The organism is Croceicoccus sp. YJ47 (assembly GCF_016745095.1).
Lineage (GTDB): Bacteria > Pseudomonadota > Alphaproteobacteria > Sphingomonadales > Sphingomonadaceae > Croceicoccus.
The window spans coordinates 1,425,438-1,447,227 of the sequence record NZ_CP067087.1 but is presented as its reverse complement, the minus strand read 5'-3'; the positions used below and the strand labels follow the sequence as shown (position 1 = coordinate 1,447,227).

Genomic DNA, 21,790 nt, shown 5'->3' with positions numbered 1-21,790 from the left:
GCGTGTAGATCGTTGCCATTCCCCCGATCATGGAGGCGCGCGGCATGGCGATGATGGACCGGTTCGAGATGTCCGACGGCCTCGTGCTCGTGCCCTGCGCCCGCATATTGAACCCACGGGTTTTCGCAATCGTTCCCGCCTATGCCGATCCGGCGTGCCCGGTGAACGGTTTCGGCGCGCTCTATCGGCGGGACGTGACCATGCTGGGGGAGGCGGGTTTCCTCGCCGCGTTCGATGTCGCCGGGCGCATCTATCACGAGGCGACGGGCCATCGCATACGCGTGCTCGATTGTTTCCGCCCGGTCGAGGCGCAGCAGGCGATGGCGGCGCTCCGTCCCGATGTGCCGGGCCATCTGCTCGCCGTGCCGGGCACCGGCGCGCACCCGCGCGGCATGGCGATCGACATTCAACCGTTCGGCGATGCAGGCGATCTGGATCTCGGCACGCCGTTCGACGATTTCACGGAATCAGGCCAGCGCCAATCGGATCGCGCCCATGATTTTGCCGATGTCGATCCCGACCGGCGCGCTGTGATCGCGGAAAATCGCCGCGCTCTGGACGCCGCCGTGCGGGCGGCCGCGGGCGAAACGGGCGTGCCGCTCGTCGGGCTTCCCTCCGAATGGTGGGATTACCGCCTGCCAGCGGCCGATTACGAACGATACGCGCCGGTCTCGGATGCGCAATTGCCGCCCGAATGGCGCTATCTGTCGCGGGATCAGGCGGCGGCGTCGGGATAGGCGTCGCGGTTCAGCTCCGCCTTCGCGGCGTGATACTCGCGCGAAAGCCGCTCGACCTTGGCGGCGACGGGTTCGACGGCCTTCACCGTGCCGATGCCCTGGCCGCATCCCCACACGTCCTTCCACGCCTTCGCCTTCGACCCGCCGAAATCCATCTTGGACGGGTCGCTGGTCGGAAGATCGTCGGGGTCCATGCCGGCGTTTTCGATCGACCCGCGCAGGTAATTGCCGTGCACGCCGGTGAAAAGATTGGAATAGACGATGTCGGAGGCGCCGCTGTCGACGACCATCTGCTTGTATCGTTCGTCCGCGTTCGCTTCCTCGGTCGCGATGAACATCGAGCCCGAATAGGCGAAATCGGCCCCCATCGCCTGCGCCGAGAGGATGGAGCGGCCCGTCGCAATCGCGCCCGAGAGCGCCAGCGGCCCGTCGAACCAGTCGCGGATTTCCTGCATCAGGGCAAAGGGCGAGAGCGCGCCCGCGTGCCCGCCGGCACCCGCCGCCACCGCGATCAGCCCGTCGGCGCCCTTTTCCACCGCCTTGTGCGCGAAACGGTTGTCGATGACATCGTGCATGGTGATCCCGCCCCAGCCATGGACGGCCTGGTTGACCTCCTCGCGCGCGCCGAGCGAGGTGATGACCATCGGCACCTTGTGCTTTTCACAGACCGCCATGTCGGTTTCCAGCCTGTCGTTGGAGCGGTGGACGATCTGATTCACGGCAAAGGGCGCGGCGGGGCGGTCCGGATTGTCGCGGTCCCACGCGGCCAGCGCCTCGGTAATTTCATGGAGCCATTCATCCAGCATGGCGGCGGGCCGGGCATTGAGCGCGGGAAAGGAGCCGACGACGCCGGCCGTACATTGCGCGATCACCGTGCGCGGGTTGGAGATGATGAAAAGCGGCGCGCAGATGAGCGGAAGGCGCAGGGAATCGAATAGCGCAGGTCGGGCCAAGGCATGTCTCCAACGGTTTTGCCGCCGGTCTACAGGACAGCCTGCCCCCATGCCAGCCCGCCGGCGGCAAAAGCGGCATTACCCGTCCGTATCGGCGGTATTCGGCGCGCGCACGACCGACTGGGGAAAGGTGATGGCGCAGCAGAACCCGTCGCTGCCGTCGGTTTCGATATTGGCGGCGTGGCGCGCGGACATCGCCCGGATCATGCGCCAGCCCAGCGATTGCGGGCGGTCCGGGCGCGCATCCTCCGGCGTGCCGACCCCGTCGTCCCGCACGATCAGGACCCAGCCCGGATCGGTCCCCTCCGTGCGATCGAAGCGGATGGCGATGCGGCCCTTGCTGCGCCCCTCGAACGCATGTTTGAACGCATTCGTTATCAATTCGCCCACGATCAGGCCGAAATCGATGGCCGTGCTGCTCACGACCTCCACCGGTTCGCTTACCACGTCGATGTCGACGGAAAGATTGACACTGGAAAAAGCGTCGCTCGCATGTTTCGCCACGTTTTCGAGCAGGGGGAGCAATTCGATTCGGTCGCTCTGCTGTGCACGTTGGAGTTCCTGATGCACGCGGGCGACGGAATGCACCCGCGCCTCCAGCTCCGCCATGGCCTGCCGCGTTTCGGGGGAGGCGGCCTTGCGCTTGCTCATCTGGATGAAGCTGACGATGAGGGCGAGATTGTTGCCGGTGCGGTGGTGCACCTCGTCGATGAGCAGTTCGCGCTCCGCCATCGCGGCGGCAAGCTCGCGGTTCTGACGCGAGAGTTCGGCGATGGGGTCCGCACTGCCAAGGCCGAGCACCGCTTCGGCCGCCGCGGCTGCGCGCCGGGCGATTTCGTCGGCGGGGACGGGCACGAAAAAGGCCATCGCCACGCGCGTCCCCTGCGGCGAGGAGGCGATGTCGAAATTGTCGGCGAGCCGCTTAACCCCGCTCAACCCCAGGCCCAGCCCGCGGGTCGCGGCCTTCGTTTCGAGATAGGGGCGCCGCTCGCGCTCGAATGCGGCGGGATTGTCGATGCCGGTGCCCTGATCGGTGACGCGCACGCCGATTTCGGAACCGCCCGGTTTCGGCGTGGCGGAAAAACGCACCTGCCCGCCGCCCCCGTATTGAAGCGCATTGCGCGAAATTTCGAGCACGGCGGTCACCATGCGGGTGCGCGCGAAGCTTTCCAGGCCGAAGGATTGCGCGACCTTGTCGGCAACCTGCCGGACGCGGGCGATATCGGCCTCCGCGGCGATGCGGACGGTGATGATGTCGATCATTCGCCCACCCTCGCCGGGGTCATGCGGGCGGCAAGAATGCTGGCATCGTCGCGGCCGCGCGTGTTTTCGTCCAGCAGGGTCGCGGCGATGACCGGCGCGCTGCGATAAAACAGCGGACCGCGCCGCTCCAGTCCGCGCAGCGTGCTCACCCCGTCCGAATGCATCAGCACGGTCGCATCGGGCGCAATCGCGCATTGCTCGGTATGGGGGGACGCCGCCCGCCCGCCGAGCAGGCCGTCCCGCACCGGCAGCCGCTTGATCGCGCCGCCCTGCACGATCATCGTCGAGATATTGCCGATGCCGGCATAGGACAGCGCCCCCTGCGCCCGGTCCACGGTCACGACCGCGGCCACCGCCCCGCGCGTGCCCGCAAGCCCTGTGCCCATCGCGGCGAGCAAAGCGGCCGGATCCTCCCCCGGCGTGTCGAGAAACACGCGCCGTGCGGTGTCCGCGGCGACGGCGGCCTTCGCCCCATGGCCCAGCCCGTCGCACAGCATGTAGATGCTCACCGGGCCGGCCTGCTTCATCGCGATCTGGTCGCCGCATTCCCGCTCTCCCGGAAAAGGGGTGCGCATGCCGGCCTCGTCGCAAAGATCGCTCATCGCGGCGGTCTTGGGCACGAACTCGCTCATGACGGTGGTGCCCTTGCCCCGCGCGGTCATGATGTCGAACCGGTCGGACAGGCGCGCGATCGCGCCGAGCCCGGTCCCGGCGGAATGGCGGGTGGACACGCCGTCCTTCATCATCCGGCCGAGCCGTTCGATGCCCGGCCCGTCGTCGATGCCGATCACATGCAGCCGCACATGCCCCGCCCCACCGGTGATGCAGGTCAGCATCCGGCCCCCGCCGCCGTGGCGCAGGATGTTCTGCGCGATTTCGGTGGCGACGATGGCGACATGTTCGGTGGCGATCGAGCCGAGCCCCGCCGCACCCGCATGGCGGCGCGCACGGCGGCGCGCCTCCGCAACCGTGCTGGGTTCCGCGATCTTGAGCCATTCGCTCATCGTGTGTTCTGCAATCCGGTCATGCGGACAATGGTGCCTGTTTCTCCATGGGTATCGATCTCGAACTCATGAGACAGCCTTTTGGCTCCACCCAATCCGCGACCGAGGCTGTCGCGCGTCGAAAAACCGTCGGTCATCGCCTGCTCCACATCGGCGATGCCCGGCCCCTCGTCGATGCATTCGATGCCGATCTTGCGATTGCCCGGAAACTCGTAGATCGCGAGCCGCCCGCCCCCGCCGTGCACGATGGCATTGCGGGCGATCTCGCTCACCGCCGTGACGAAACGCGTCTGCATCAATTCGCGGCATCCGCGCTTTGCCATGGCATCGCCGACCCGCCGGCGGGCGATGGCGACGTCGCGATCGGTGACGAGGTCCAGCAGCGCGATCCTGCGACCGCCCTTGAGGATCATCCGGCGCTATCGTCCGTCAGCCCGTCCTCACGCATCCGGGCCAGCGCATGGCTCAGCGTGAGGGCGGTGCGATTGCCGGGCAGATACATGCCCAGTTCGACCAGCGTCATGGCGACCGCAGGCCGCATGCCGACGACATAGGTTTCGGCATCGAGCAGCTTCGATATGGACGTCACCTGCGCCAGCACGCGGCCCACGAACGTATCCACGATGTCGAGCTCGGCAATGTCGATCACCACGCCGCGCGCGCCCGTATCGGCGATCCGCTGCGACAGGACATCCTGCAGATCGATGATGTCGCTGTCGGCGATGTCGGCCCGGATCGAGACCAGCAATATGCCCTCGACCGAATAGATGGACGCGGCGTTCATTTTGCCGTGACGCGGTCGAGCCGCTCGATCGGGAGAATGGCCACGCCCACGGCGGTGAGCGCATCGGTGAGCGCATTGCGGATCGACGAGCGCGTCTTCACCTCGCCCACGTCCACGCCGAGCTGCACCATGGTCTGCGCGATCTTCGGGCTGATCCCGCTCACGATGCATTGCGCGCCCATGAGCCGGACGGCGGCGGCGGTGCGCAGCAGATGCTGTGCCACCTGCGTATCCACGGTCTTGACCCCGGTGATGTCGACGATGACGACCTCCGCCTGCTTTGCCACGATCGCCTCGAGCAGGTTTTCCATCACCTCCTGCGCACGCAGGCTGTCGAGCGTGCCGATGAGCGGGAGGGTGAGCACCTTGTCCCACAATTCGACGACCGGGGTCGACAGTTCCAGCATCTCGTCACGCTGGCGTTCGATGACCTGCTCGCGCTCGCGGATGAACACCTCGGTCGTGTAGATGGCAAAGGCGTCGATCGCCTTCGTCACGAGCAGGATTTCACTGACCAGCCGGTCCGGCTCATCTTTCAACCGTTCCTTGAGCCGCTCGAACATGGTCGCCTTGAGGCTGAGCACGAAGGAGGCCATCTCGCTCGGCAACACGCCGCGTTCGACGCGTTCATACGTGATTTCCGCCAGGATCCCGCGCAGATCGGCCCAGTAATCGTCCTCCAGATCGAAATCGCCGTCGCGATATCCGTCGCGCACGCCGGAACGGAACGCGCGCAGCAGGCTCGCGGCCTGGTCGCGTTCCTCGCGTTCGGAGAACAGGTCGCTGCGCTTGGCGCCGTCCTCGTCGGCCTGTTCGATCCAGTCGGTGAGGACGCCCGTCTCATCGTCCTTGAGGATGTCCAGCACGGTCTTCAAATTGGTTTCGGGCATGAAGCGCTTTCGAATTTTTCGGAGAATATCGATTCCTCTGATCGTGAAAAACCGGGAGCATGGCAAGCGGCAATGACATCGTTTGCGGACTATTCCCCGCTGGTGCGGGACAGACGGGGCATGATAGGCGATGGCCCGACGAAGGGGAGAACGACCGCCATGCGAAGTACACTGGGCATCGCCGCCGCCGCCGCCAGCATCGCATCGGCGCAACCGGCCGCCGCGCGCGATCCTCTCGTGCTTCGCCCCACCGAACCATGGACGATGAACTATGGCGAGGACAGCTGCCAGCTCGTCCGGATATTCGGGGAGGGCGAGGATGAAACCGCGCTGATGATCGAACAGTTCGGGCCGTCCGAGCGGGTGCGTATCACTCTGATCAGCCGGTATGCGCAGCTGCGTGTGCGGCCCTATCCCCATTACGCGATCGATCGAAAGACCGCGCGTAGCGTCAGCCCGCCGCAGATCGGCGTGCGTTTCGGCAAAACCGGTGAAGCGATGGAGGCGCGGGTAAAGAGCGCGAGCATGGCGGACGGACGGTTCATCACCGTGGCGAGCGCCGTGCGGCCCACCCTTCAGGGACCGGAAACGGAAAAGGAGCAGGACGAGCCCTACCACCTGCCCGCCCTTTCCATCGATGCGTTGGCAGGGTCGGACCGTGTTGCGTTCGAAGGGCTGGCGGATGGCGATCTGATTCTCGCAACCGGGCCGCTCGCCGCCGCGACGAAAGCGATGAACGCCTGTTCCGAAAACCTCCTCTCCCACTGGGGCCTCGATGTCGCTGCGCATCGCACGCTGCGAAGCCCGGTCAGGATGGTCGATGAAACCGTCCCTTGGCTGAATTATCCCGAGCAGCAGAGTTTCGAGAGAATGGAAGGGCTGATCGAGTATCGCGTGATGGTCGACAGCGCAGGCCGTGCGACGGGATGCCATGTTCAGTCCGGTGGCGGCCCCAATACCGATTTCGGCGATGCGGTATGTCACGGCATGATGAACGCGGTCGCCTTCGAACCCGCCATCAATGCCGATGGCGAACCGATCGCGAGCTATTTTCGCGGAACGGTTGATTTTCGTTTCCTGTGAAGTCGTTCCGGTTCTTTCGACCCCTGCCAGTGCACATAGGCCGAGTGAATAGCGCGGCATCGCCCATTGATCGGCGCAGGTCGGCCGAACGGATTACACGATGATGACGCTTGCCATCGAAGGCGGGAAAGGACAGAAGATCGCCCGATAGAAACAAAATTGGGAGATTGGGTATGTCGACGGCCGCTGTGCGTGAAACCCCCCGTCCACGCGGGCTCGTGCTCGCCATGCTGCTCCTTGTCTATATCTTCAATTTCCTCGACCGGCAGATCCTCGCCATTCTCGCCCCCCCGATACAGGCCGATCTCGGCCTGTCCGACGGGCAGATGGGCCTGCTCGGCGGGTTCGCCTTTGCGCTGTTGTATTCCACGCTCGCGGTGCCGCTGGCCTCGGTCGCGGACCGCACCAGCCGCAGCTGGGTCATCACCATCAGCCTCGTGATATGGAGCGGGTTCACCGCGCTGTGCGGGCTGGCGCAGGGGTTCTGGCACATCTTCCTCGCCCGGCTCGGCGTCGGGGTGGGGGAGGCGGGCGGCGTCGCGCCGTCCTATGCGATCATCGGCGATTATTTCCCGTCGAACAAACGCGCCTTCGCACTCGCCATCTACTCCATGGGTATCCCGCTCGGTTCGGCGGCGGGCGTGCTCGTCGGCGGCTATATCGCCGCGACGGTGGACTGGCGGCTGGCGTTCTTCGTCGTGGGCATGGCGGGCGTCGTGCTGGCCCCGCTGTTCAAATATGTGGTAAAGGATTTTCCGCGTGCGAACCCGGTGGACGCCGCGGCGCGGCAGGCGGCGTCGGACAATGCCTCCATCGGCCATGTCGCGCGCATCCTCGCGAAGAAACCGTCGTTCTGGTTCCTGGCGTTCGGCGCGGCGAGCGGGTCGATGCTGGGCTATGGCGTGTTGTTCTGGAAACCCAGCCTGTTGCAGCGCAGCTTCGGGCTGTCCTTGCTCGAAACCTCCTATTTCCTCGGCGCGCTGATGCTGATCGGGGGGATTTCCGGGGTGCTGGCGGGCGGGTTCTTCGCCGATCGGCTGGGGCAGGCGAACAAGGCGTGGTATGCGCGGCTGCCTGCGCTCGCCTATATCGTCGCGGTGCCGCTGTTCTCGGCGGCGGTGCTTACCGATAATGTGACGCTCGCGTTCTTCCTGTTCCTCATTCCGCAGGCGCTGGCCTATATCTGGCTCGGCCCGGTGCTGACCGCGGTGCAGCATCTCGTCATCCCGGCGCAGCGTTCGACGGCCTCCGCGCTGTTCCTGCTCATCAACAACCTGCTGGGGCTGGGCGGCGGAATCTATGCGCTGGGCGCGGTGTCCGACCTGCTGACCCCGCATTTCGGGACGGAGGCGCTGCGCTGGTCGATGCTCGGCTCGCAATTGCTCTACGTGATCGCGGCGATATTGATGGTCATGGCGGCGCGGCGGCTGCCCGGTGACTGGGTGGCGGAGGTCGAGCCTGAAATGGAGAAGACAGCGTGATTGGTTTCAACTGGGACGACCCGTTCGACCTCGCCGGGCAATTGCACGAGGACGAGCGCATGATCGCCGATGCCGCCCGCGCTTTCGCGCAGGGCGAATTGCAGCCGCGCGTGATCGCGGCCTATCGGGAGGAGCGCGACGCCCCCGAACTGTTCCCCATGATGGGGGAGGCGGGCCTGCTCGGCGTCACGCTGCCGGAGGAATATGGCGGGGTCGGCGCGAGCTATGTCGCCTACGGTCTCGTCGCGCGGGAGATCGAGCGGGTCGATTCGGGCTATCGCTCGATGGCGTCGGTGCAATCCAGCCTCGTGATCTACCCCATCCACGCCTATGGTTCGGAGGAACAGCGCCGCAAATACCTGCCCGCGCTGGCATCGGGGCAGGCGATCGGCTGTTTCGGCCTGACCGAGCCCGATGCCGGATCGGACCCATCGTCGATGCGGACAGTCGCGCGGCGCGATGGCGACGGCTTCATCCTCGACGGGACGAAGACGTGGATTTCCAACGCCCCCTTCGCCGACGTGTTCGTGGTGTGGGCAAAGTCGGAGGCGCATGGCGGCAAGGTCCGCGGCTTCATCCTGGAAAAAGGGATGAAGGGGCTTTCCGCGCCGAAGATCGGCGGCAAGATGAGCCTGCGCGCATCCACCACCGGACAGATCGTGATGGAGGGCGTGCGCGTCGGGTCCGATGCGCTGCTCCCCGATGTGGAGGGGATGAAGGGGCCGCTCGGCTGTCTCAATCGTGCGCGCTACGGGATCAGCTGGGGCGCGATGGGCGCGGCGGAGTTCTGCTTTCACGCGGCGCGGCAATATGGCCTTGATCGCAAGCAGTTCGGCCGGCCGCTCGCCGCGACGCAGCTTTACCAGAAAAAACTCGCCGAGATGATGAGCGACATCGCCTTCGGCCTGCAGGCGAGCCTGCGCGTCGGGCGGTTGATGGACGAGCATCGCTTCGCCCCCGAAATGGTGTCGATGGTCAAGCGCAACAATGTCGGCAAGGCGCTCGACATCGCGCGAATGGCCCGCGACATGCACGGCGGCAACGGCATTTCGGAGGAATATCAGGTCATCCGCCACATGATGAACCTGGAGACGGTCAACACCTATGAAGGGGCGCATGACGTGCATGCGTTGATACTCGGCCATGCGATCACGGGGTTGTCCGCGTTCTGAATCGTTCGCCCCGCGGACAAGGCTTGCCCTCATTAATATATCGGGTATGTTTCTCCAAACGCCTGCACAAGCAGGCTGGCGGAGAGGCCGATGCACAGTCACAGCAATTTCGAACAACCGGTCCATTCCCGGATTTGTTGCAGATGCGGCGAGGACAGCCTGTTCTGCCTTCCTCCCGCGGATGCACCGGCCACCGGGAATTGTCGTGCGATTCTCCGCCCTGCTGAAGATTCGGTATGGGCCGGGTGCGCGGCATGAGCGGCGCCGAAATCGAAACCCGCACGATCCCGCGCGGCCCCCGCCTGTGCTATGGCTTCGGCGCGGTCGCGACCGGGGTGAAGAACGCGGCCTTCTCCACCTATCTGCTGCTTTTCTACAATCAGGTCGTCGGCGTGCCCGCCGTCGTCGTATCGACCGCGATTGCGCTCACGCTGCTGGTCGATGCGGTGGCGGATCCGTTCATCGGGCGCTGGTCCGACGTGACGCGGTCGCGCATGGGCCGGCGGCATCCGTTCATCTTCGGCTCCGCGGTGCCGACGGCGTTCTTCTTTGTCGTGGCATGGTTTCCGCCGGGCGGGCTGACCGATTTGCAGATGGGGGTGTGGATCTTCACGCTCGCCGCACTGACCCGCATTTCGATCAGCGCGTTCGAAATCCCGGCCACCGCGATGAACCCCGAACTGACCGACGATTATGCCGAACGCACGCGATTGTTCTCGCTGCGCTACTGGTTCGGATATGTCGGCACGTTCGGTTTCGCGGCTTTCAGCCTCGCCGTGTTTTTCGTGGCGACGCCGCAGTTCCCGACGGGACAGCTCAATCCCGCCGGCTACGTCCGTTTCGCGATCAGCGGCGGAATCCTCATCTTCATCGCGATCCTGGTCTGCGGGCTCGGCACGCGCGGTCAGGTGCAACACATGCGGCAGGCCGACACGCCGCAGCACAAGGCCAGGCTGAGGGACCATGTGCGCGAAATGGCGTCCGCGTTCGGACATCGCGCCTTTCTCGCCATTTTCGGGTTCGGCGTGTTCAAATATACCGCGATCGGGCTGTATAGCGCGTCGACCTTGTATTTCAGCACCTATGTCTTCGACCTCACCGCGCCGCAGATTGCGTTGCTGACGCTGGAATCGCTCGTGTCCGCGACGTTGGCGGCGCCGCTCGCGCCGCGGTTCTCGCGCTGGCTGGGCAAGCGCAATACGTCGATGATCATGGCGATTGCGGGCATCTGCCTTGGCATCTCGCCGCTGGCGCTGACCTATCTCGGGCTGTTCTTCCGACCGGGGGACCCGCTGCTTTTGCCCACGCTGTTCGCCATTGGCGCGGTCTATGGCGCGATGATCGCCATTTCGCTGATCAATACCAGCTCCATGCTCGCCGACGTGGTGGAGGATCATGCCGTGCGCACCGGCAAGCATGCCGCCGGCGTGTTCTTTTCCGCATCCAGCTTCATGCAGCAATGTTCGACCGGGCTGGGGATTTTCGTTGCCGGGCTGGTGCTCAACGCGTCGGGTTTTCCGGAGAAGGTCGTGCCTGGCGACGTGACCCGCGCGATGGAGCAGAGCCTGCTCATCCACTATATCCCGGCGTCACTCAGCCTGTGGATCGTGGGCTGCCTGTTCCTGCTGTTCTATCCCATCACCGAGGAACGGCACCTGCAGAATATCGCCCGGCTGCGCGCGACGGCGGCCGCCGCGCGGGAGCAGACGGTGCGCGATGGCGGCTTTGGCGGGCCGGCGCGATAGCGGGCCGCGCCACGCTTGATACGCCGGTGGGGTGAGCCTCAGCCCGTCGGCGGATCGGCGAACACGCCGGCACACAGGCTCCACGCGTAATATTTCACCGCCTTGGCCGGTTCGTCGAACCGCGCGGCCCATACCCGTGCCTCATACGCGGAATTGAGCGTGGACATGATGAGCTGGCTCGCAATGAGCGGGTCGATCGCCCGGACCGAACCATCCGCGATGCCGTCGATCAACATGCCCGCGAACCGCCGGGCGAGCCGGTTGGAGCGCAGCACGACATCCTCGCGCTCTGCCTCGGGCAGGCTTTGCAGCGCGGTGGTGCGCAAGAGCGGCATGTCGTCGAAGAACTGCACATCGATCAGCTCGGCCAGCGTGTTGCACAGCCGGGTCCAGTAATCGCCGTCGCTTCCGATCCCGGCGATCTGCACCGCCGACATGCGATCATAGCTGCGGGTAAAGCAGCTCGACACCAGATCGTCCTTCGCGTTGTGATGATGGTAGAAACTGCCCTTCGTCACGTTCAGCGATTGCGCGATCCGGTTGACCGACGCCCCGCGATAGCCGCGCTGATTGATGAGCGTGGTCGCCGCGCGCAGGAATTCGTCCAGCGTTTGCGGATCCTCCTTCGCGGCAGAGCGCCATTCCGTGCCCAGGGGATGGGGCGCCCATTCGCTGCCGCGACCAGCAAGCCCGTGCTCCAGAATATCGAACCAGCGATCCTCCACCCGTTCGAAATCGCGGATGGAATAGCGCGTCGACCACACCGGCCACCAGAACACCGCCTCCAGCAGCGTGTGCGCGCGGGCGGTGTTCAAAAGCTTTGCATCGAGATCGGTGGTTGGGCCGAAGAAATCCCGCACCGTGTTGCGCACGCGCCGGTAATGATCGAGCAGCGGTTTCTGGGCCTCGTCCTCCAGCGTGCAGATCTCGGCCAGCACGGTGACGAGGCCGCGCTCGCCCTCGCGGATCCGGCGGCGCAGCGCGATATGCGCGTGGAGGAAATGGCGCACCCGCGCGCGCGGATCGGGCTGCGCCAGCGCCTCTGTCGCCATCTGTTCGAGGAAATCGAGCGTGGCTTCGTACACCGCGGTGACGAGCCGTTCCTTGCGCCCGAAATAATAGGTGATGCTGGTCGCATTCAGCCCGACAGCCTGCGCGACGTCGGAAAAGGTCATGCCCTTCACGCCGACATCGTTGATGAGAGTGGACGCGGCGTGGATGACATCCTGCCGTTTTCTGCCAAATCGTTCGGTTTCCGCGGTGCTCATCATCCGACCCTTCGTATCCGGCCATCCGGGCCGCGCCGTCCCTAGAGCAGCCCGTTTAATTCCGCCAGTCCCTTGCTTCGAAACTGGCGGAATGGAGGGGAGCGAGGCGCTTACATGACTTCGAAAAGGCCGGCTGCGCCCATGCCGCCGCCCACGCACATCGTCACCACCACATGGCGCACGCCGCGCCGCCGCCCCTCGATCAGTGCATGGCCAACACAGCGTGCGCCGGTCATGCCGAACGGATGGCCGATGGAGATCGAGCCGCCATTGACGTTGAGCCGGTCGTCCGGAATGCCGAGCCGGTCGCGGCAATAAAGCACCTGCACCGCGAACGCCTCGTTCAATTCCCACAGCCCGATGTCGCCGACGGAAAGCCCGAACCGCTTGAGCAGCTTCGGCACGGCAAAGACGGGACCGATGCCCATCTCGTCCGGCTCGGTCCCCGCGACGGCCATGCCGACATAGCGGCCGAGTGGTTCGAGACCGCGCGCCTTCGCCGCCTCCGCCTCCATCAGCACGGCGGCGGACGACCCGTCGGAAAGCTGGCTCGCATTGCCGGCGGTAATCGTGTGACCCTCGCCCATGACGGGGTCCAGCCTGGCCAGCCCTTCGAGCGTGGTGTTCTACCGGTTGCAATCGTCCATCGCGATCGTGACGTCCTGCTGCGTGACGTCGCCTGTTTCCTTGTCCTTCACGTTCATGCGGGTGGAGACGGGCACGATTTCCTCGTCGAGGCGGCCCGCCTGCTGCGCCGCCGCCGTGCGTTGCTGCGACTGCAGCGAATATTCGTCCTGCGCCTCGCGGCTGATGCCGTAGCGTTTGGCGACCACCTCGGCGGTGCCGATCATCGGCATGTAGGCCGCCGGGTGCATCGCGATCAGCCCCTCGTCCGGCACGATATTCGTCTTGCCCGCGCGCAGGGCCGACACCGATTCCACCCCGCCCGCGACGCAGATGTCCATGCGGTCGACGATGATCTGCTTGGCCGCGGTGGCGATGGTCATCAATCCCGACGCGCATTGCCGGTCCATTGTCATGCCCGCGACGCTCACCGGCAGCCCGGCACGCAGCGCGACCAGCCGGGCGAGATTGGGGGCCTGTTGCCCTTGCTGCATCGCCGCACCGATCAGCACGTCATCGACCTCGGCGCCATCGATGCCTGCGCGTTCCACCGCCGCCGCGACCGATAAGCTGCCCAGTTCGACGGCGTGGGTGGCGTTGAAGGCGCCGCGCATGGCCTTGGCGAGCGGGGTTCGTGCGGTCGATACGATTACGGCGTCGCGCATGGGGTGGTCCTTTTCGTCTGTGTGCTTGCTATGTCGGGAGGGCGGCGAGCCTGCGCCGGGGTTTTCGCCGCAGGCTCGCGCGAGGGATCAGAACGTGACCTTCGCCCCCAGCTTGTAGGTCCGGCCCAGCGCATTGCCGATGAACGGATCGTAGCTGTATTCGAGCCGCGCCGCCGAGGGATCCTCGTCCAGGATGTTTTCCACCCCGGCGGTGAACCGCACCTTCGCCCGCGCGATCGGCACGGTCAGATTGGCGAAGATATCGTGCTTCGAAAACGAATCCACGGTGCGGCCGAAATCGGTGGGGCCGAATTCGGGCGTCTGCGTGCACGGCCCGTCGTCGGGACAGCGATTGTCATCCACCCCGTCGATGAAGGTGAAATTATAGCTCAGCCCGAATGCCCCCATGCGCGCATTGGCAAAGGCGCTGGCCCGCCAGGGCGACACGGTGCCCGGATCGCGGTTGTAATTGGCAAATCCGCTGGCCTCGTATCCATTGTCGAAGAGCAGCCCTTCATATTCGAAATCGGAGAAGCTGTATTCGAGGACATGCGTGGCATTCGCGCCGAAGGACAGGTCGATCCCGCCGACGGGGCGGCTGTAACCGATGCTGAAATCGAGGCCGCGGGTCGTGACATCGGGGCCGTTCACGGTCTGTGTGCGGATGCGCGAAATATCGTTTGCCACCGTATTGGCGTCGCATATGCCGCCGGCAAAGGTGATGAATTGCGCAAACGGGCTGGCGCAATTGACGCTTTGCGTGCCGTCGCTGACCGCGCTGTTCGAAATCGCGCTGGCGATCGCCTGCACCGGGAGCAGCGCGAAGCGGCCCTCGAATTCATAGGTCCAGTAATCCACGCTGAAATTGAAACCGCGATAATCGATGAGCGCGCCGACGCTGTAGGTGAGCGCGGTTTCGGGCTCCAGCTCCGGATTGCCGACCGTGTCGGTCGCCTTGAACGCGCCGCCGGCCGCGTCGATGCCCTGCACAAAGCTGGTGCCCGCCGGGCTGATGTCGGCGGCGAGCGGCCCGCGGAAGGTGGTGCCGATCGAACCGCGGAACGAAAGAAAGTCCGTCGCCTCGAACAGGGCCGACACCTTCGGATTGACCGTGGCGCCCACCGGGTCGCCGTAATCCTCGTACCGGACGGCGCCCACGATCTCGAGCGTGTCGAACGGGTTCACCCGTGCTTCGGCAAACAGGGCATAGACGCTCTGATTGAAGATGGCGGTGGGGAACTGGCCGGGGAAAGTGAACGGGCCGGTCGGGAAATTATTGTCGTTGGGATCGTCGAGGCAGGAAAAATCCCCCTCGATCGCGCAGGGCACCTGCGTGGGATTGGAGAAGCGGTTGATCCCCCGGCTCACGAACTCGGTCTTGCGATATTGCCCGCCGAACGCATAGCCGACGGGCAGGCCGACAAGCTCCGTCTCGCCATTGAAGACGAGATCGACGATGAACTGCTCCTCCGATTCGTTGGTGCCGCTGGGCTGGCGCAGGTAATCGAGCAAGGCGGGATCGTTTTCCAGCCCCGGCACATAGGCGGGGTTGTCGAGGCCGAGCGCCGGATTGCCCGGTGCGCTGTTGATGAAGGGATTGAAATAGAGGCAGCCGTTCTGCCCCGGCGTGGTGCCGGTACAATCCGGACCGCCAAAGCCGTTCAGCGCATCCTGCAACCGCCCGCCGAGGAAATCGAGGCTGAAGGCGGTGCGCTCGCTGCGGATGAACGTGCCGTAGAGCGAGCCTGCGAAATCGGGCGTGAAATCCTTCTCAAGCCCGGCAGAGATGCGATAGGCGTCGCTCTTCGCCTGGCCAAAGCCGGAGCCGCGCGGGTCGGTCGGATTGCCGCCCAATGCGAAGGGCCGGCCGAGCAGGATCGAGGCATAGCCGGCAAAGGCGGTCGGGCTGCCCTGCGGAAAGGTCTGCTGCAAAAAGGTTTCGAAGCCGGGGTTCGACCGCGGCACGAAAAACGCCTGCGTGCTGCCGGGGCCGCGGGGGCCTTGTGTCGGCGGATAGCTCGGCGAATAGCCGATGCTGGGCAATTCGGTCCGTGACCAGAGCGCCGATGCGAAGAAGGCAAGGTCGTCCGACAGGTCGACATCCATCTGCGCATAGACCTGGTACCGGTTTTCCTCCTCCACCAGATTGGCGAAGGGGACGTAATTGTAACGGCACACCGGAAGCACCGCGGTCCCGGTGGGGAAGCCCCCCTCGATCCCGCCAAGCGCGGAGCACGCGTTCAGCAATTGCCCGTCGACGCCAAGGCCCAGGTTCTGTCCCGCGACGCCTTGGCCGATCGGGCCGAGTTTCGGGATATAGGTCGCCGGATTGGACAGGAAGGAATAGCCGGTCGGATTGACGGCATAGGGCACCTGCGTGAAATCGCGCTCGGTCGTGGCGAGTTCGCTGCGGTGCTGCCACCCGGCGCCGATCATGATATTGGCGGCGCCGAAATCGAACCCGGCCAGCGCACTCAGCCGGTAATTGCCGTCCGATCCGTCGATGAACTGATAATCGGCGTCGAGTTCGAGGCCTGTGAAATTGCGCTTCGTGACGAAGTTCGCAACGCCGGCGATCGCATCTGAACCATAGGTCGATGCCGCCCCATCCTTCAGGATTTCGATCTGCGACAGCGCGAACAGCGGGATGAGGTTCGTGTCCGACAGCCCTTCGCCCGGCTGCGGCGCGAAACGGCGCCCGTTGAACAGCACCAGCGTGCGCTCCGGCCCGAGGCTGCGCAGGTTGATCGAGCCGACGCCCTGCGATTGTCCGGCGGCATACTGGTTCGTATCGCCCAGCACCGGGCCGACCGAGGGCAAGGTCTTGATGAATTCGAGCGGGCTGTCGATGCCGCGCGTCTCCAGTTCCTCCGCGCCGAACACGTCGACGGGGAGGGGGCCGTCCTCGACCTGTCCGCGGATATAGCTGCCGGTGACGACGATGGTGTTCTGCGGCTCGAACGCCGTGTCGGCGGGTTCTGCTGCCGGGGCGATGACCGCCGGGTCGGCGTCCTGCGCCGAGGCTTGTGCCACCATCATCGTGCTGGCCGAAACCCCCAGCATTGCGGAAACCAGGATCCGTTGCTTCGCCTTCATGATCGTCCTTCCCATTGTCCGCCGGTTCGACCGGTCGTGATCTTGCGCCGAAACGATTGCGTTTCCGGGGGGTGGCGCGGGGCGGGGGGTCATGCCGCCGCCATTTTCGCGTTCCACCATACCGTGAACATCATTTCTGCCTGCGAGCGTAGTCCAACTCGGGGCCGCTGCCAACCGCTTTATCAAAGATAGGGTATGGCGATGACGGTGCTCTATGCCCAATGGGTAAACCTATCGACGCTTGCGTTCGAATAATGGGTGTTACATCATGACCGTACCAGAAACGGACCGACCGGGCATACCCTAAGTTTAGATCGGCGGGCAAACCAGAGTGTGATTGGGGGCGGGCGACATGAATCTTGGCGAGATATTGCGCGTTCGGCGCGGCGGCGACGGGGTCATGACCGGCGCGTCCGGGCCGAGCATCGGTCCCCGCGTTTTTGGCGGACAAATCGTGGCGCAGGCAATGCTGGCCGCCGCCATGGCCGAGGGCGGCGCGTCGGAAAGCGGGCCTTCGGTAAGCGAGCCGTCGGAAAGCGGGGGGCGGGCGATCCATTCCGTCCACGCGCATTTCCTGCGCGCGGGCGATGTGGGCGAGCCGATTGCCTACGCGGTGAACGACCTGTCCGACGGTCGCAGCTTTGCCGCGCGGCAGGTGACCGCGCGGCAGTCATCGGGCGCGATCTTCACCGCGATCGTGTCCTTCCACGCGGCCGAGCATGGCCCGATGCACGCCGCCCCGCCGCGCGCGCACGGCGAACTGGAGCAGGCGCGGCGCCGCCTTTCCACATGGATCGCAGGGGATACAGGCGACGCGGCACGCTGGGTCTCGCGCCTGACGGAGAGGCCGATCGAACTCGTGCCGCTCGACCCGGAGGCCACGTTCGGGGCGGTTCGGGCGTCGCCGCGCGGGGGATGGTGGATGCGCCTGCGCGAAAGGGGCGAGCATTCCCCGGTGATGCAGCGCGCGCTGCTCGCCTACGCATCGGATCTGATGTTCCTGCGCACCGCATTGCTGCCGCATGGCGTGCGTCCGGGCAGCGGCGCGATCCAGTCGGCGAGCCTCGACCACACCATATGGTTCCATGACACGCCGGATATGAACGACTGGCTCGTCTTCCTCACCGAAAGCCCGTGGGCGGGGCATGCGCGCGGCTTGAACCAGGGGCATATCTTCGACGCATCCGGGCGCATGATCGCCACCGTGATGCAGGAAAGCCTGATGCGTCCGCGCGGGCCAATCGATGCGCGTATGGCGGGAGAGACTGCCCGATGACCCATGTCCTCTACGGCCTGCCGCACTCGCTCTATTCCGGCAAGGCGCGCGCCTATCTGCGCAGGAACGGCATTCCGTTCGTCGAGCGCAGCCCGGCGGACGCCCGGTTCCACAACGACATCGTGCCGCAGATCGGGCGCGTCATCATCCCCGTGCTGGAAACCGGGGACGGCGCGGTGATCCAGGATACGGCCGACATCATCGACCATTTCAGAATCGGGGATCCGCCATTCGGCCACGCCCCCCGGCCCCCGGCAAAGGGCGATCGCGCATCTTGTCGATCTCTACGCCGTGGTGACTCTGGTGCGGCATGCGATGCATTACAGGTGGAGCTATCTCGGTTCGCAGCAACGCTTTCTCACCCATGCGTTTGGCGGCGATACACAGGTGATGGCGCGCATGCAGTCCTATCTCCCGATGCTGGGCGTGACCGCGGCGACGATCCCGGAAATCGAGCGAAGCCTGGCCGATCTGCTGCGCATTCTGGACGCGCATTTCGCGCAGCATCCGTATCTCCTCGGCGGGCAGGCGTCGCTTGGCGATTACGGGCTTTTCGGGCCGATGTTCGCGCATCTGGGCCGCGATCCGGTGCCTCTCGCCATCATGCAGGCGACCGCACCGAACGTGTTCCGCTGGACCGAACGCATGCATGCGCCGGGGCCGGACATGGCGGAATTCGGCGATTATCCGGCGGGCTTTGCGGCGGATGATGCGGTGCCGGACACGCTGCTTCCGCTGCTCGACCTGATTGCGCAGGAAATGGTCGGCGAACTTGTCGACAAGGCCGCCGCGCTCGCCGACCATGTCGCGGCGCACGATCCTGCCGAAGGGGCGCCCGTGGCGGACCGCCCGCACCGCCGCACGATCGCCGCGGTCACGACCCGTTTTCGCGGCGTCCCGTTCGAGGCCGGGCTGCAGCCGTACCAGTTCCTCGTGTGGCAGCGGCTTTGCGATGCCGGGCTTGCCGATGAAGGCGCCGCCGACGACCCGGTGCGGGCGCTGTTTGCGGGGCACGGGCTGCTGCCGCTGCTCGACACGCGCCGCGCCGCGCGGGTGGAACGGCGCGGCAATATCGAGGTGTGGGGCCGGATCGGCTGAACCCGGCCCCAACCTCGGTCACAGCGCGACGTTGATGATCTTCGCCTGCGTATATTCGTGCAGCCCTTCCTCGCCAAGCTCGGTGCCGAGGCCCGATTCCTTGGCACCGCGGAACGGCACTTTGGGGTTGAGCGCGAGATGCTGATTCACCCAGACCGTGCCCGATTCGACACGCTCGGCAATGCTGGCCGCGCGTTCGACATCGCCGCCCCACACCGACCCGCCCAGCCCGAAGCGCGTGTCGTTCGACCGGGCCAGCACCTCCTCGATATCGGCATAGCGCAGCACGGGGAGCACGGGGCCGAACTGTTCCTCCTGCACGATGCGGGCATCGTCGCCGACATCGCGGATGACGGTGGGCTGGACGAAATATCCGTCGCGTTCGATCGCGGCGCCGCCGGCGATCACCGTGCCTTCGTCGCGGCTTTCGTCGAGCAGTCGTTTCAGCTTCTCGAACTGCGCCTTGTTCTGCACCGGGCCCATCTGCGCGCCCTGCTTCGTGCCGTCGTCGACCACCGCCGCATTGGCAAGCCGGGCCAGCTCGTCGCAGAACGCATCGTAGATCGCATCGGCGACATAGGCGCGCTTGATCGCGATGCACACCTGGCCTGCATTCGCCATCGCACCCTGAAACACCTTGCGCGCGGTGGCGACGGGGTCCGCATCGTCGAGCACGATCGCCGCATCGTTCCCGCCCAGCTCCAGCGTCACCCGCTTGATCGAGGCGGCGGCGGCCTCCATCACCTTGCGGCCCGTGGCGGTGGAGCCTGTGAATGCGATCTTGTCCACGCCCGGATGCGCGGTGAGCGCCGCGCCCAGATCATTGTCGTCGCAGATGACATTGACGACGCCTGCCGGCAGCACATCGGCGCAAATCTGCGCGAATTTGAGCGCGGTGAGCGGCGTCGTCGGCGCAGGCTTCAGCACCACCGTATTGCCCGAAACGAGCGCCGGGCCGATCTTGTTCGCGAGCATCATCACCGGGAAATTCCACGGGCAGATCGCGGCCACCACGCCCAATGGCCGACGGATCTCGGTAATGCGGGCCTTGCCGTCATCCTTGAGGATGCGCGGCTCCATCCGCATGGCGGCAAACGCCTTCAACGTGAAGGCGGCGCCCATGATCTCCATCCCCGCCTGTTCGAGCGGCTTGCCCTGCTCGGTCGTGAGCAGGCGGGAAAACTCGCCGGCCTGCTCCTGCATCGTGTCGGCAATCTGCATCAGCATCGCCGCACGCTCGTCCTGCGACAGGGCGGACCATGCGGGAAAAGCGGATCGCGCCGCCGCGACCGCCTCGTCGAGCTGCGCCTCGTCCGCGACCGGGCAGCGGGCAAACGCCTGCCCCGTCGCGGGGTTGATCACGTCGATGCTGCGCGCGCCCGCGACGAACTCACCGCCGATATAGAGTTTGAAATCGTCCATTGTCATATCCTCTCCCGTTGCGTTCACGCCGCTCAATCGAACGTGATGACCGATCGCGCGATCGCGCCGGTTTCCATCTCCTCGAACGCGGAATCGATGTCGGAAAGCCCGATCCGGCGGGAGATCAGCTCGTCCAGCTTCAGCTTCCCCTGCATGTAGAAATCGATAAGCCGCGGAATGTCAACCGGGAACACGTTGGACCCCATGTTGGAGCCGCGCATCACCTTCTCCTGCAGGAATTCATATCCGTTGAGCGTTACCTTCTGTCCCACCGGGATCATGCCGATGATCGTGGCCGTGCCTGCGCGGCGCAGCATCTTGAAGGCATCCTCGGCCGTTGCCGGCAGGCCGATCGCCTCGAGCGCGTGGTCCACGCCGCCGTTCGTCATGTCGCGGATCTTTTTCACCGTGTCGCCATCGGACGCATCGACGAAATCGGTCGCCCCGAATGCGCGGGCCATGCTTTCCTTCGCGGCGACGCGATCGACCGCGATGACGCGCCCCGCGCCCGCCAGCGCGGCGGCATTGATGGTGGAAAGCCCGATCCCGCCGCAGCCGATGACGGCCACCGTTTCGCCCGGCCGCACCTTGGCCGTGTGCACGACCGAGCCATAGCCCGTCACCACCGCGCACCCGATGAGCGCGGCGCGGTCGAGCGGCATGTCGGGCCGGATCGCGATGCAGGCGTTTTCGTGGATCAGCATCTGTTCGGCAAAGGCCGACAGGTTGAGGAACTGCGCAAGTTTTTCATCGCCCTTCGCGATGCGCGGGGCCTCGCCCTTGCCGCGCGCGACATCGGGTTCCTCGCACAGCGACAAATGCCCGGTCACGCAATATTCGCAATGCCCGCAAAAGGCGGAGAGGCAGGTCACGACATGGTCGCCCGGCTTTACCGTCCGCACTTCGGACCCGACCTGTTCGACGACGCCGGCGCTTTCATGGCCGAGCACGGTGGGCAGTTTCGTCGGGTAATGCCCTTTCAGGAAATGGAGGTCCGAATGGCACACGCCGGTCGCATGGGTGCGGATGAGCACCTCGTGCGGGCCGGGTTTGGCAATGGCGACATCCTCGATTTCGAGCGGGGCGCCCACGGCGCGCATGACGGCTGCTTTCACGATCTTCTCCCTTTGTGTTGATTCGCAAAATAAAGATTCCGGAACGCTTGCCAAGCGCCAAATTCCGTGAGATTTTGCATTTATCGAAAAATGCGTATGTTAAGCCGCACCAAA

The 21,790-nt window shown here is 65.3% G+C and carries 17 protein-coding genes and 2 pseudogenes; 8 read left to right on the top strand and 11 right to left on the bottom strand.

Annotated features, from left to right (window positions below):
- The first annotated feature begins 29 nt into the window (after positions 1-29).
- On the top strand, positions 30-737 hold the full coding sequence (locus JD971_RS07055) for a M15 family metallopeptidase (protein ID WP_202086897.1): 708 nt from the start codon (positions 30-32) through the stop codon (positions 735-737).
- Here the strand turns inward: JD971_RS07055 and JD971_RS07050 are convergent.
- The 6 genes from JD971_RS07050 to JD971_RS07025 form a co-directional block, all read right to left on the bottom strand.
- On the bottom strand, positions 716-1,690 hold the full coding sequence (locus JD971_RS07050; protein ID WP_202086896.1) for a nitronate monooxygenase family protein: 975 nt from the start codon (positions 1,688-1,690) through the stop codon (positions 716-718). The two genes, JD971_RS07055 and JD971_RS07050, sit on opposite strands and share 22 nt — an antisense overlap.
- A gap of 78 nt (positions 1,691-1,768) precedes the next feature.
- Positions 1,769-2,953 (bottom strand): sensor histidine kinase, encoded by a 1,185-nt coding sequence (locus tag JD971_RS07045; RefSeq protein ID WP_202086895.1) that lies wholly within the window; start codon positions 2,951-2,953, stop codon positions 1,769-1,771.
- Positions 2,950-3,957, bottom strand: coding sequence for an ATP-binding protein (locus JD971_RS07040; protein WP_202086894.1), 1,008 nt, complete (start codon positions 3,955-3,957; stop codon positions 2,950-2,952). The genes JD971_RS07045 and JD971_RS07040 overlap by 4 nt, the downstream gene beginning before the upstream one ends.
- Positions 3,954-4,370, bottom strand: a complete 417-nt coding sequence (locus tag JD971_RS07035; RefSeq protein WP_202086893.1) for an ATP-binding protein — start codon at positions 4,368-4,370, stop codon at positions 3,954-3,956. The genes JD971_RS07040 and JD971_RS07035 overlap by 4 nt, the downstream gene beginning before the upstream one ends.
- On the bottom strand, positions 4,367-4,741 hold the full coding sequence (locus JD971_RS07030; RefSeq protein WP_202086892.1) for an STAS domain-containing protein: 375 nt from the start codon (positions 4,739-4,741) through the stop codon (positions 4,367-4,369). The genes JD971_RS07035 and JD971_RS07030 overlap by 4 nt, the downstream gene beginning before the upstream one ends.
- Positions 4,738-5,631: an STAS domain-containing protein gene (locus JD971_RS07025; protein WP_202086891.1), complete on the bottom strand. Its 894-nt coding sequence runs from the start codon at positions 5,629-5,631 to the stop codon at positions 4,738-4,740. The genes JD971_RS07030 and JD971_RS07025 overlap by 4 nt, the downstream gene beginning before the upstream one ends.
- Before the next feature lie 159 nt (positions 5,632-5,790).
- Between JD971_RS07025 and JD971_RS07020 the strand changes: the two genes are divergently transcribed.
- The 4 genes from JD971_RS07020 (at position 5,791) to JD971_RS07005 (ending at position 11,112) form a co-directional block, all read left to right on the top strand.
- The gene (locus tag JD971_RS07020; protein ID WP_202086889.1) at positions 5,791-6,714 is read left to right on the top strand and encodes an energy transducer TonB; all 924 of its coding nucleotides are present in this window, start codon (positions 5,791-5,793) and stop codon (positions 6,712-6,714) included.
- Positions 6,715-6,887: 173 nt separating this feature from the next.
- Positions 6,888-8,195, top strand: coding sequence for an MFS transporter (locus JD971_RS07015; RefSeq protein WP_202086888.1), 1,308 nt, complete (start codon positions 6,888-6,890; stop codon positions 8,193-8,195).
- Positions 8,192-9,367: an acyl-CoA dehydrogenase gene (locus tag JD971_RS07010; RefSeq protein ID WP_202086887.1), complete on the top strand. Its 1,176-nt coding sequence runs from the start codon at positions 8,192-8,194 to the stop codon at positions 9,365-9,367. Before JD971_RS07015 ends, JD971_RS07010 begins: the two co-directional genes overlap by 4 nt.
- Before the next feature lie 254 nt (positions 9,368-9,621).
- Positions 9,622-11,112: an MFS transporter gene (locus JD971_RS07005; RefSeq protein ID WP_202086886.1), complete on the top strand. Its 1,491-nt coding sequence runs from the start codon at positions 9,622-9,624 to the stop codon at positions 11,110-11,112.
- Positions 11,113-11,150: 38 nt separating this feature from the next.
- Here JD971_RS07005 and JD971_RS07000 read toward each other — a convergent pair whose 3' ends face one another.
- The 3 genes and pseudogenes from JD971_RS07000 to JD971_RS06990 form a co-directional block, all read right to left on the bottom strand.
- Positions 11,151-12,383 carry a TetR/AcrR family transcriptional regulator gene (locus JD971_RS07000; protein WP_202086885.1) on the bottom strand — a complete coding sequence of 411 codons (1,233 nt, stop codon included), beginning with the start codon at positions 12,381-12,383 and terminating at the stop codon, positions 11,151-11,153.
- A gap of 107 nt (positions 12,384-12,490) precedes the next feature.
- Positions 12,491-13,669, bottom strand: a pseudogene (locus JD971_RS06995) (acetyl-CoA C-acyltransferase).
- 87 nt (positions 13,670-13,756) lie between these two features.
- A complete protein-coding gene (locus tag JD971_RS06990; protein ID WP_236672328.1) occupies positions 13,757-16,765 on the bottom strand; it encodes a TonB-dependent receptor domain-containing protein in 3,009 nt (1,002 codons plus the stop codon).
- 352 nt (positions 16,766-17,117) lie between these two features.
- On the opposite strand from JD971_RS06990, the gene JD971_RS06985 reads away from it, so the two are divergent.
- From JD971_RS06985 to JD971_RS06980, 3 genes and pseudogenes are all read left to right on the top strand, one after another.
- Entirely contained in the window at positions 17,118-18,041 is a 924-nt protein-coding gene (locus JD971_RS06985; protein ID WP_236672327.1) for an acyl-CoA thioesterase II, read from the top strand.
- Positions 18,038-18,193: pseudogene (locus tag JD971_RS16555) on the top strand (glutathione S-transferase); the annotation flags it as partial. The gene JD971_RS06985 and the pseudogene JD971_RS16555, both read left to right, overlap by 4 nt.
- Before the next feature lie 142 nt (positions 18,194-18,335).
- Positions 18,336-19,139, top strand: a complete 804-nt coding sequence (locus JD971_RS06980; protein ID WP_236672326.1) for a glutathione S-transferase C-terminal domain-containing protein — start codon at positions 18,336-18,338, stop codon at positions 19,137-19,139.
- Positions 19,140-19,157: 18 nt separating this feature from the next.
- Here JD971_RS06980 and JD971_RS06975 read toward each other — a convergent pair whose 3' ends face one another.
- Positions 19,158-20,561 (bottom strand): aldehyde dehydrogenase family protein, encoded by a 1,404-nt coding sequence (locus tag JD971_RS06975; RefSeq protein ID WP_202086884.1) that lies wholly within the window; start codon positions 20,559-20,561, stop codon positions 19,158-19,160.
- Positions 20,562-20,593: 32 nt separating this feature from the next.
- On the bottom strand, positions 20,594-21,676 hold the full coding sequence (locus JD971_RS06970) for a Zn-dependent alcohol dehydrogenase (RefSeq protein ID WP_371809722.1): 1,083 nt from the start codon (positions 21,674-21,676) through the stop codon (positions 20,594-20,596).
- Between the last annotated feature and the right edge of the window lie 114 nt (positions 21,677-21,790).